The organism is Acidovorax sp. HMWF018 (genome assembly GCF_003061035.1).
Lineage (GTDB): Bacteria > Pseudomonadota > Gammaproteobacteria > Burkholderiales > Burkholderiaceae_C > Acidovorax > Acidovorax delafieldii.
Window position 1 is genome coordinate 1030 of sequence record NZ_QAIM01000592.1, and the last position, 9122, is coordinate 10151.

Here is a 9122-nt window from a genome sequence, read left to right on the forward strand (position 1 = left end):
CGGTAACCACCGCCTCGCTGGGGCGCACCTGCACAACACGCCCACCGCCCTCCAGCCGTGCACCCTGGCGTGCCAGTTGGCCGTCAATCACCACAGACTGCCGCTCAGAGGCCAGATCGTCCAAATGCAATGACAGGGAGCGGCGCGGCATTTGCACACTGCCCACCACATCACTGCCAGGCACTGGTAGCGCGATCAGACGCTGCGGATCGGTGCCTGCCGCCATCGTCTGCGCCTGGATGCGAGACATGGCGCCAAAGGCCTCGGTCACGCGCTCCTGATCCGTGCGCAAAGCGGCTGGCAAGGGCGCCAGCTCCACGGTCATGGGACGCATCGACGGAGTGCGCGCTTGAGTGAGCTGAAACACGCCATAGAGCCCCCAGCCGAGCAAAAGAATGGCAAGCCCATTGAGAAGTAAAGCCGCGTATTTCATGGTTTCACATTTCCTGGAGCAGCTGCATTGGCCACCAGCTCATACGAGAAAGAACCTGGCAGCGTGAAGGTGGGATCCACTGCCCGGAGCGTCCAGCCAGCCGCTGCCATCTGGGAGACCCAGCGTGTCACAGAAGCCGAGGCACCGGGTGCGACCACGCCGTCTACACGGAAGGCTTTTTTACCGGGCTGTGCACTCCCTAAAGAGCTCGTCGTTTCCAGACGTACTCGCTGAATCCGAATGTCCTTGTTGGAGGCAGCTTTCAACACTGCCATGAACGCCACTGGGTCATGGCGCGCGCCCTCATCCAGCGTGCGCGAGAACTCGGCCACCGGCAGCAGCTTCCCCGGAGCTTCCACCAACGACACCGCCTGGATTCGGCTTTGCAGCGCCTCCAGCTCAACGCGCTGGTTCATTCCCGCATTGCGCTGCTGATCCGCCAGTTGCCCGACCAGCACGCCCGCGATGGCCAGAACGATGCCGACGAGCGCCGTTACCACGGTGATAGGAGCCACCCAGCGCTCGGCACGCCACGCCACCCGCTCCAGACTAGGATTCAGTGCATGGCGGCCTGCAGCCTTGCGCGCCAATGTCGGCATCACGGTATGTACCCGCTCAGCAGCCAGCGTCATCTCTTGCGCATGCATGACCACTGGCGCCCCGCCCACTACGCTGCGTACAGCTGCGAGGCAGGTGTCTACATCCGCAGGCTGCGTAGACCACAGCGTGCACCACTCCACAGCCTCCGCACCCAGCCGCATCAACAAGGTACTGTGGTTGCTGGTCAGCACCTGGGCCGCACTGGCCATGGCAGATGGCCCAGAACCCAGCGCCTGGGTTGAGCCAAAAACCATGCCTTCTTCGGATTGCACAAAACACATCAGCCGCCGCTGGGACAGCACGACGCGCGCACTGCCAGACGCCACGCCGTCACACAGGAGCCCGCCAGCCATCATTACCAGGCAATGGTCGTCCTGCTCCTTGGCCCATTGCGTGCAACGCTGCCACAGATCCAGCGAAATCGCCGAGAAGAACACCTGAAAGCCGCCCGGCAATTTGACCAGCCGGTGCACCACGACATGGGCCGCGCCTTCGACGAGGCCTTGCGTACGCACACGCTTTTCAACCAAAGCGGCTGCGTATTCGGTCTTGCCCTCGAAACGCCAGACGTCGGTATAGACGTCGTCCATGTCCAACACCACCAGCGCGCTGTGGGTCAGACGCGGCCATGCAGGAACTTCTTCGACCTGATGCCCGTGGCAGTGCAACCAGCCGGAGCTGGCGACGCGATACACATGTTCTGCACTCATGGAGTCACCTTCGGCGATGGAGAGACAGACGCCGTCTGAAAGTGCAGCGTGCCCGTGACACCCAGCAAAAGCCCTTGGTCGCCAGGCATCGGGGGTTGGAACAGGCTGGCTTCAGGCGACACAGTAGCGATCTCGAAAACATCAGCCACGAAGATCTGCCCTGCTCCGCCACGACCCAGTTCAATCAGGAACTGAGCAGCCTCGACCCGCGTCGCGGGGGCTACGGCCCGGCGTAAGCGACGTTCACCCCATTGGGACGGGTCGAAGCCCATGCGTTCCACCTGTTGGGAAACGTCTTTGATAGAACGCACCAGTTGCTCGCGCCGCTGCACTTCAGGCACAAGACTGCGGGCGCTTTCGAGCCCCTGTTGCAACTGAGCGAATTGCTGGCGCTCCCAAGCCAGTTGCTTGAGACCGCGCTGCGCCAACCAGGCTCCACCGCCGAGCAGGGCAGTGGCCAGTGCCAGACAGGCCAGCTTGAGCGTACGGGTGCCGTTCAATTACTGCTCCATGATCCAGTGGGCGGTCAGCAAGATGACCTGGTCTTCGTCGAAGGTGCGGCCCCCGGCCGTGCCTCCCGCGTTCCCAGCGGCATTGACTACGGGCGAGCGCGCATCACTGGTGTTCATCTGGGTGCTGTTGCCGCCCACATTGATGGCAACGCCCTGCGTGTTGTTGGCCTCCCACTGGGTGCCGGGTGCATTGGCTTCGGTGGATGCCGTCTGCTGGGGGCGGCCCTGGATGCGGAAGCGGCCTTCGCGGGAATCCGGCTTGCCATCGATCACCTGGTCCATGAAACGCGCAAGATCGGGCGTCAGTCCACGAATCACCATGACGTTCCCCGCCCCGCTTGCGACGCCCGCGTTGTTGAACTGGAAGCAAACTTGCAGCTCAGCCGGGTTGCCATTGGAGTCGATGTAGAGGAAGCGGTCTTCGTGTCCTTCACCACGGCCAGGGGGCATACGCACACCAGCACGGGTCATCAGTTCGCGCAGGTTCAGTGTTGCCAGCGTAGTGTCGCCAGCACCGACCGTGTCTGCAGCGTAGCCCTGGCCAGAGCAGATTTTGCGACCACGGTCTGTGAAGCTGGCTGGAATGCCGGGAACAGCCATGGAACCCGCACGCGTACAAGCGTTGCCGCCATTGATAGAGGTTTCAGAGCCATCCACCATGTAGGTTGGCGCCTGCTGGCAATCACCCACCACCACGCCGGTTCGCTGGTAGTACTGGTCGTAGGCCATCTTCCACTGATAGGCGAACTTGTTGACGGCCTTCTGGTATTCAGCATTGCGCTGGACGTCCTTGGCGATGGCCACGGCACCGATGATCAGGCCGATGACGGCCAGCACGATAGCCAGTTCAACCAGAGTAAAACCTTGCTGGACCTTGCGGCCCAGCCCACGAAACGAATGCATCTTTTTCATTGAAACCTCCGACGAGGGGAATAAGTTGTGTAAAGGGTCAAGGGTGAAACGGCTCAAGCCACATCACTGATTCATGCGATAGATGGCCGTGACGATGGCAATCTGGTCTTCGTCAAAAGCACGATCATTGGTCGTGCCGATCTGGTCACGGTTGGAGGCTTGCCACTCCTGCCCCGGCGCATTGGGATTGGTGCCGCCAGCGTTGTTCAGCACGCCCTGGCGACGGAAACGGCCTTCACGCTCATCCGGTTTTCCGTCGATCATTTGATCCAGCGCGCGTGCCAGGTCAGGCGTCAGGCCGGTGATGACCATCACGTTGCCCATGCCATCACCCACTGCATTCGCGGCAGAGCCATTACCGAGCGGCACGTTCCACTGGAAGCACACCTGGACTTCTTGTGGGTTGCCATTGGTGTCCAGGTAGACATAGCGGTCTTCCAGACCTTCCGCACGGCCGGGAGGCATGCGGATACCGGCACGCGTCATCAGGGCACGCAGGTCAGGATCCGTACCAGCGGTGAATCCTCGCGTCATGCCCTGCCCTGCTGCCGCACGGCAAATGGCGTTGGGTGGCGTAACACCGGTCATGTCGCGGCCAGAGCGTGTACCAGCTGCCAGAAAACGCTCGCCGTTGACCATGTTCTGAGGGGCAGTCTGGTTGTCTCCCAGCACGACGCCCGTGCGCTGGTAATACTGGTTGTACGCCTGCTCCCACTGGTCAATGAACTTGTTCTTGATCTTGGTGTACTCGGCATTGCGCTGCACATCCTTGCCGATGGCCACGGCACCGATGATGAGACCGATAACTGCCAGCACAACCGCCAGCTCGACCAGCGTGAAACCCTGCTGACGCGTTGATGGCGAGCGGCGGGCCAGGTTCTTGAATACTTGGTTCATGATGTTGTTTTCCTCGCCCTGATTACTGGTTCATCTTGTAGATGGCGGTCAGGGTGATGACCTGCTCTTCGTCACGGGTGTTGCCCGCGCCGGTGGCCGTGGTGGCGCCTGCGCCGCGGCCGAAGGAGTTGTTGGCAGACCATTCCACACCAGGACCATTCGGCGTGCCGTTGGCGATGCCCCGGAGGCGGAAGCGACCTTCTTGCGCGTCAGGCTTGCCATCAATCATCTGGTCCAGCATGCGTGCCAGGTCGGGAGTCAGGCCAGAGATGACCATGACATTGCCCGAGCCCTCGGGTGTCGTAGGTCGGTTCCACTGAAAGCACACCTGGATTTCCTGCGGCGAGCCGTTGGTATCGGTGTAGACATAGAGGTCTTCCTGCCCCTCCGCACGACCAGGCGGCATGCGGATGCCTGCGCGCGTCATGTAGGCACGAAGGTCATTCACATTGACCGTAAAAGGAGAATCTGAGCGCATGGTCCCGGCTTCAGGATTGCGCGAGCAAACGGGGACTGGCTCGGAGCCGGCTGCGACCAGTGCAGCCATGTCACCACCCGAAGTGGGAGAACCTGCTGCTGCCACGTAAGCAGTCCCGTTCACCATGATGCGGGGCGCGGTCTGGCTATCGCCCACCACCACGCCGGTGCGCTGGTAGTACTGGTTGTACGCCTGCTCCCACTGGTCAATGAACTTGTTCTTGATCTTCGTGTACTCGGCATTGCGCTGCACATCCTTGCCGATGGCCACGGCGCCGATGATCAAGCCGATGACGGCCAGCACAACAGCCAATTCCACCAGGGTAAAACCACCCTGCGTCGCTCGGGAACCGGGAGAACAGTGTGCGCGCCGAGCAGGCAGGACGGAGAAAAGTGATCGCATGATTTCCTCAGGCGTTGAAAGAAGAGTGAGCGCGGAGATTACTAAACGTAACGAAAGTAAACAATTAAAAATTGGCGTCAGGGATCCACGCGTTTTGCATCCCTCAACTGCCCTGCGGCACTGCTGGCAACGCTTGCTTGGTGGCGTCTGACCCGCATCCCATCCATCTATTTTTTTGATATGAATCAATGGCTTACTGCCACTCTTTGTTTAATCACCAACTTCAAAGGATGGTGCGCAAGCATCGCGCAAGTGCCCTCGCTTAGCCATAGTGCGTATGTATTAGTGACACAACAGCAACAAAAACAAACAATTAGTCACTAGTTCCAATAGCTCAAAGCTATCGGAAAAATAAGGGTTTTCCTGGCTCGGAAATTGAGGACATTCGGAGCTTGACGCTAGCCTTGGCATGGGCTGGTCGAGCACAGACACGTGTACGAAGCCGCTCCGCAACGTAAGCTTGATTCAGCCAACCCAGAAGACTCCGCCGAAGGTCGGGATAGCGGTTATCGCGGCAACCCAACCTTCGGAGGGATACGCGACGAGCGCCCTCCGTCCAGGGCTGCGGCCCGTGCAGCCTAAATCAGAGTCGCATGCGAGTTGTGACCCTTATCAACGCTGTTTCATCGCTTTGATCGCAGGGCTACAGCTTCCATGCGCCGCGACGCGAGCGTTGCTCAGCGCAATGCCGTCCACTTCTGCTCACTGGCCGCAGACGCCAACACCCGCTCGATAAAGTGCACCCCACGCGCACCGTCTTCCACGCGCGGGTAGTCGGCGTGCAGCGAGTCGGCCGCCGTGCCTGCCTGCCGCGCGCGGATGTCGGCGGCTACGCCCAGGTAGACGTTGGCAAACGCCTCGATGAAGGCCTCGGGGTGGCCCGCAGGAATGCGCCCTGCGCGGAGCGCCGCCGGGCTGAGCCAGGGCGAGCCGCGCGTGAGGATGCGGCGCGGGCCGTCCACGGGGGAGTGGATGAGCTGGTTGGGTTCTTCTTGCCGCCAGGTGATGGTGCCCAGCGTGCCCGACACCTGCAGGCGCAGGTCGTTCTCCAGCCCCGCTGCCACCTGCGATGCCACGATGAAGCCGCGTGCGCCGCTGTCGTAGCGCAGCAGCAACTGGGCGTCGTCGTCCAGCCTGCGCCCGGCACCAAAGGCCGTGAGGTCGGCACACACCCAGGCGGGGTGCTGGCCGGTGACGGTGGCGGCCAGGTTTTCGGCGTGTGATCCGATGTCGCCCATGGTGCCCACTGCGCCGCTACGCGCCGGGTCCAGCCGCCAGTCGGCCTGCTTGTTGGCGCCGCCCTCTTCCACGGCGGTGGCCAGCCAGCCCTGGTTGTATTCGACGGTGATCTTGCGGAGCTGGCCCAGCACGCCGCTGTGCACCAGGTGGCGCGCCTCCCGCACCATGGGGTAGCCGGTGTAGTTGTACGTGACGCCGAACACGGTGCCCGCCTTCTTCACGGCGGCCACCAGCTCGTCGGCCTGCGCGCGGGTGTGCACCAGCGGCTTGTCGCACACCACATGGAAGCCCGCCTGCACAAACGCCAACGCCACCGGGTGGTGCACATGGTTGGGGGTGACGATGCTCACCAGGTCGATGCGCTCATGCGCAGGGCGGCGCAGTTCGTCTGCCAGCAAGTCCTGCCAGCTGCCGTGGTTGCGGTCGTCCGCCAGGCCCAGCTCGGCGCCGGATGCGCGCGCCCGCTCGGGCGATGACGACAGCGCACCCGCCACCAGTTCAAACTGGCCGTCGAGCGCCATCGCCTTGCGGTGCACCGCGCCGATGAAGGCGCCGTGGCCGCCGCCGACCATGGCGTAGCGGAGCTTTTGGGGACTGGACATACGAAACGCCTTTGCTCGCTGTGTGTTGTTGTTATCGGTTTTTTGGACGGAGCGCGGCTAGGCCTGCTTGTCGCGCGCAAACACGGCGTCGAATGCGCCAGCTGCCGGCTTGAAATCCAGCCGTTTGCAGAACGCCGCGCTCTCCGTGGCGCCGTGCACGCGGTCCATGCGGCTGTCTTCCCACTCCACCGAGAGCGGGCCCCGGTAGCCGATGTCGTTCAGCGCCACGATGATGGATTCGAAATCGATCATCCCGCGTCCCACGCTGCGAAAGTCCCAATTGCGCCGCGCATCGCCAAAGCTGGTGTGCCCGCCAAAGGTGCCCACCGTGCCGTCGCCCTTGCCCCACCACACGTCCTTCATGTGGGCGTTGTAGATGCGAGTGCCAAACTGGCGGATGAACTTGACGTAGTCCACGCCCTGGTAGGCCAGGTGGCTCGGGTCGTAGTTGAAGCCGAAGCGCTTGTTGCCGCCCACGGCTGCAATCGCGCGCTCGGCCGAGGCGATGTCGAAAGCGATTTCGGTAGGGTGCACTTCGAGCGCGAAGTTGATGTCGTGCTGCTCGAACACGTCGAGGATGGGGCCGAAGCGCTTCGCAAAATCGGCAAAGCCCTTGTCCCAGTACGCCTGCGTGGTGGGCGGAAACGCGTAGATCGAATGCCACACCGACGAGCCCGTGAAGCCCGTGACCGTCTTCACGCCGAACTTCGCGGCAGCGCGCGCCGTGTCGGCCAGCTCGGCCGCGGCCCGCTGGCGCACGCCCTCGGGCTCGCCATCGCCCCACACGTGGGGCGGAAGGATGGACTGGTGGCGCTCGTCGATCAAATCGCACACGGCCTGGCCCACCAGGTGGTTGCCGATGGCAAAACACGAAAGGCCATGCTGGGCCAGCAGTGCGTGCTTGTCTTTCACGTACTGGGGCGACGACAGCGCCTCCAGCACGTTGAAATGGTCGCCCCAGCAGGCCAGCTCCAGGCCGTCGTAGCCCATGCTTTTGGCCAGGGGCGCGAGTTGCGCCAGAGGCAGGTCGGCCCACTGGCCGGTGAAGAGGGTGACGGGTCTTGGCATGGCGGCTCCAAGGGGCGGGGATTGCGGGTGACAAGCAGCAAGCAGCTATCATTTCAATAGCTGCTTGCGCTTGCCGGATAAACGCTGGAGGCTTATTTGATTCAAAACTCCATCAGAACGGCGAGTCGGGGAAATAGAAGCCCTTCGCGTTGTCTTTGGTGATCAGCACCGACGGAATGATGGTCGTCGCAGGCAGCTTCTCGCCCTTGATGCGCGCCTCGGCCGTGAGCTTGATGGAGTCGTAGATGAACTTGGGGCTGTACGACACGTTGGCCTGGATGAGCGGGTTGCTGCCATCCATCAGCGTCTTGACCATGCCCTTGGCCCCCGCGCCGCCAAACACCAGCTTGATGTCCTTGCGCTTGGCCTGCTCGATGGCCTTGAGCACGCCCACGGCCATGTCGTCGTCAGCCGCCCACACGGCGTCGATCTGCGGGAAGCGGGTCAGGTAGTCCTGCATCACCTTGAAGGCGTCGTCGCGGTTCCAGTTGGCGTACTTGGCGTCCAGCAGCTTGATGCCGGGGTGGTTCTTCAGCACGCTGTTGAACGCGTCCATGCGCTCGTTGTCCAGCGTGGTCGCAATGCCGCGCAGGGCCACCACGTTGCCCTTGCCGCCCAGCGCCTTGGCGATGTATTCGGCCGGGATCTTGCCGAAGGCCGTGTTGTCACCGGCCACATACGCGTCCTGCGCACTGGTGTCAGTCAGGCCCCGGTCCACCACCGTCACGTACACGCCCTTCGCCTTCACTTGTGCCACGGGCTTGGTCAGCGCGGCCGATTCAAACGGGAAGATGACGAGCGCGTTGATCTTGTTCACCGTGACCAGGTCCTGCAGCTGGTTGGCCTGCTCGGGCGCGCCGCCTGCGGTCTTCACGATGACCTGCAGGCCGGGGTGGGCCTTTTCCAGGTCCTTCTTGGCCTGGTTGGCCCAGTACACGATGCCCCCCGTGAAGCCGTGCGTGGCCGACGGAATGGCCACACCCACCACCGTCTTGTTGGCCTGCGCCATGGCAGGGGCGGCCAATGCAAAGGCGGCGGCGCCCACGGCCGAGAGGGCCAAGCGGCGGGTGAAAGAAGAAAGTTGGCTGCTGTTCATGCGTTGTCTCCTGTTGCTTTGGAATATGGCCATGGAAGCTGGCCGGCTGGGAACACCTTGAAAAACAAATGCACGCAAAGAGTGGCTGGAAAACTCAGCGAAGCGGTCCTGGCTAGGCGCTGTGTCGCAGACAGTGCGAGTAGCACGGCAAGACACGGCAACAACGCCAGGAG

The 9122-nt window shown here is 62.4% G+C and carries 9 protein-coding genes; all 9 read right to left on the minus strand.

What is annotated here, in order from left to right; all coding sequences use genetic code 11:
- Positions 1-433, minus strand: a 433-nt coding sequence (locus tag DBR23_RS29805) for a hypothetical protein (RefSeq protein ID WP_158276495.1), incomplete at its 3' end; no start/stop codon positions are given.
- Positions 430-1743, minus strand: coding sequence for a hypothetical protein (locus DBR23_RS25165; protein ID WP_108499933.1), 1314 nt, complete (start codon positions 1741-1743; stop codon positions 430-432). The genes DBR23_RS25165 and DBR23_RS29805, both read right to left, overlap by 4 nt.
- Complete coding sequence (locus DBR23_RS25170) at positions 1740-2243, minus strand: hypothetical protein (protein ID WP_108499934.1); 504 nt, start codon at positions 2241-2243, stop codon at positions 1740-1742. Before DBR23_RS25170 ends, DBR23_RS25165 begins: the two co-directional genes overlap by 4 nt.
- Positions 2244-3167 (minus strand): type II secretion system protein, encoded by a 924-nt coding sequence (locus DBR23_RS25175; protein ID WP_056063940.1) that lies wholly within the window; start codon positions 3165-3167, stop codon positions 2244-2246.
- Positions 3168-3230: 63 nt separating this feature from the next.
- Positions 3231-4064 carry a type II secretion system protein gene (locus tag DBR23_RS25180; RefSeq protein ID WP_056063942.1) on the minus strand — a complete coding sequence of 278 codons (834 nt, stop codon included), beginning with the start codon at positions 4062-4064 and terminating at the stop codon, positions 3231-3233.
- Positions 4065-4086: 22 nt separating this feature from the next.
- A complete protein-coding gene (locus tag DBR23_RS25185) occupies positions 4087-4944 on the minus strand; it encodes a type II secretion system protein (protein ID WP_056063945.1) in 858 nt (285 codons plus the stop codon).
- Between the two features lie 677 nt (positions 4945-5621).
- Entirely contained in the window at positions 5622-6785 is a 1164-nt protein-coding gene (locus tag DBR23_RS25190) for a Gfo/Idh/MocA family protein (RefSeq protein ID WP_108499935.1), read from the minus strand.
- A gap of 57 nt (positions 6786-6842) precedes the next feature.
- The gene (locus DBR23_RS25195) at positions 6843-7853 is read right to left on the minus strand and encodes a sugar phosphate isomerase/epimerase (RefSeq protein WP_108499936.1); all 1011 of its coding nucleotides are present in this window, start codon (positions 7851-7853) and stop codon (positions 6843-6845) included.
- A 112-nt stretch (positions 7854-7965) separates the two neighbouring features.
- Complete coding sequence (locus DBR23_RS25200; RefSeq protein ID WP_108499937.1) at positions 7966-8949, minus strand: substrate-binding domain-containing protein; 984 nt, start codon at positions 8947-8949, stop codon at positions 7966-7968.
- Positions 8950-9122: the final 173 nt, after the last annotated feature.

Excerpts from the sequence above, each read along its gene's own strand:
- DBR23_RS25200 (WP_108499937.1), bottom strand. The coding sequence starts at position 8,949 with ATGAACAGCAGCCAACTTTCTTCTTTCACCCGCCGCTTGGCCCTCTCG.
- DBR23_RS25195 (WP_108499936.1), bottom strand. The coding sequence starts at position 7,853 with ATGCCAAGACCCGTCACCCTCTTCACCGGCCAGTGGGCCGACCTGCCT.
- DBR23_RS25165 (WP_108499933.1), bottom strand. The coding sequence starts at position 1,743 with ATGAGTGCAGAACATGTGTATCGCGTCGCCAGCTCCGGCTGGTTGCAC.
- DBR23_RS25175 (WP_056063940.1), bottom strand. The coding sequence starts at position 3,167 with ATGAAAAAGATGCATTCGTTTCGTGGGCTGGGCCGCAAGGTCCAGCAA.
- DBR23_RS25190 (WP_108499935.1), bottom strand. The coding sequence starts at position 6,785 with ATGTCCAGTCCCCAAAAGCTCCGCTACGCCATGGTCGGCGGCGGCCAC.
- DBR23_RS25180 (WP_056063942.1), bottom strand. The coding sequence starts at position 4,064 with ATGAACCAAGTATTCAAGAACCTGGCCCGCCGCTCGCCATCAACGCGT.
- DBR23_RS25185 (WP_056063945.1), bottom strand. The coding sequence starts at position 4,944 with ATGCGATCACTTTTCTCCGTCCTGCCTGCTCGGCGCGCACACTGTTCT.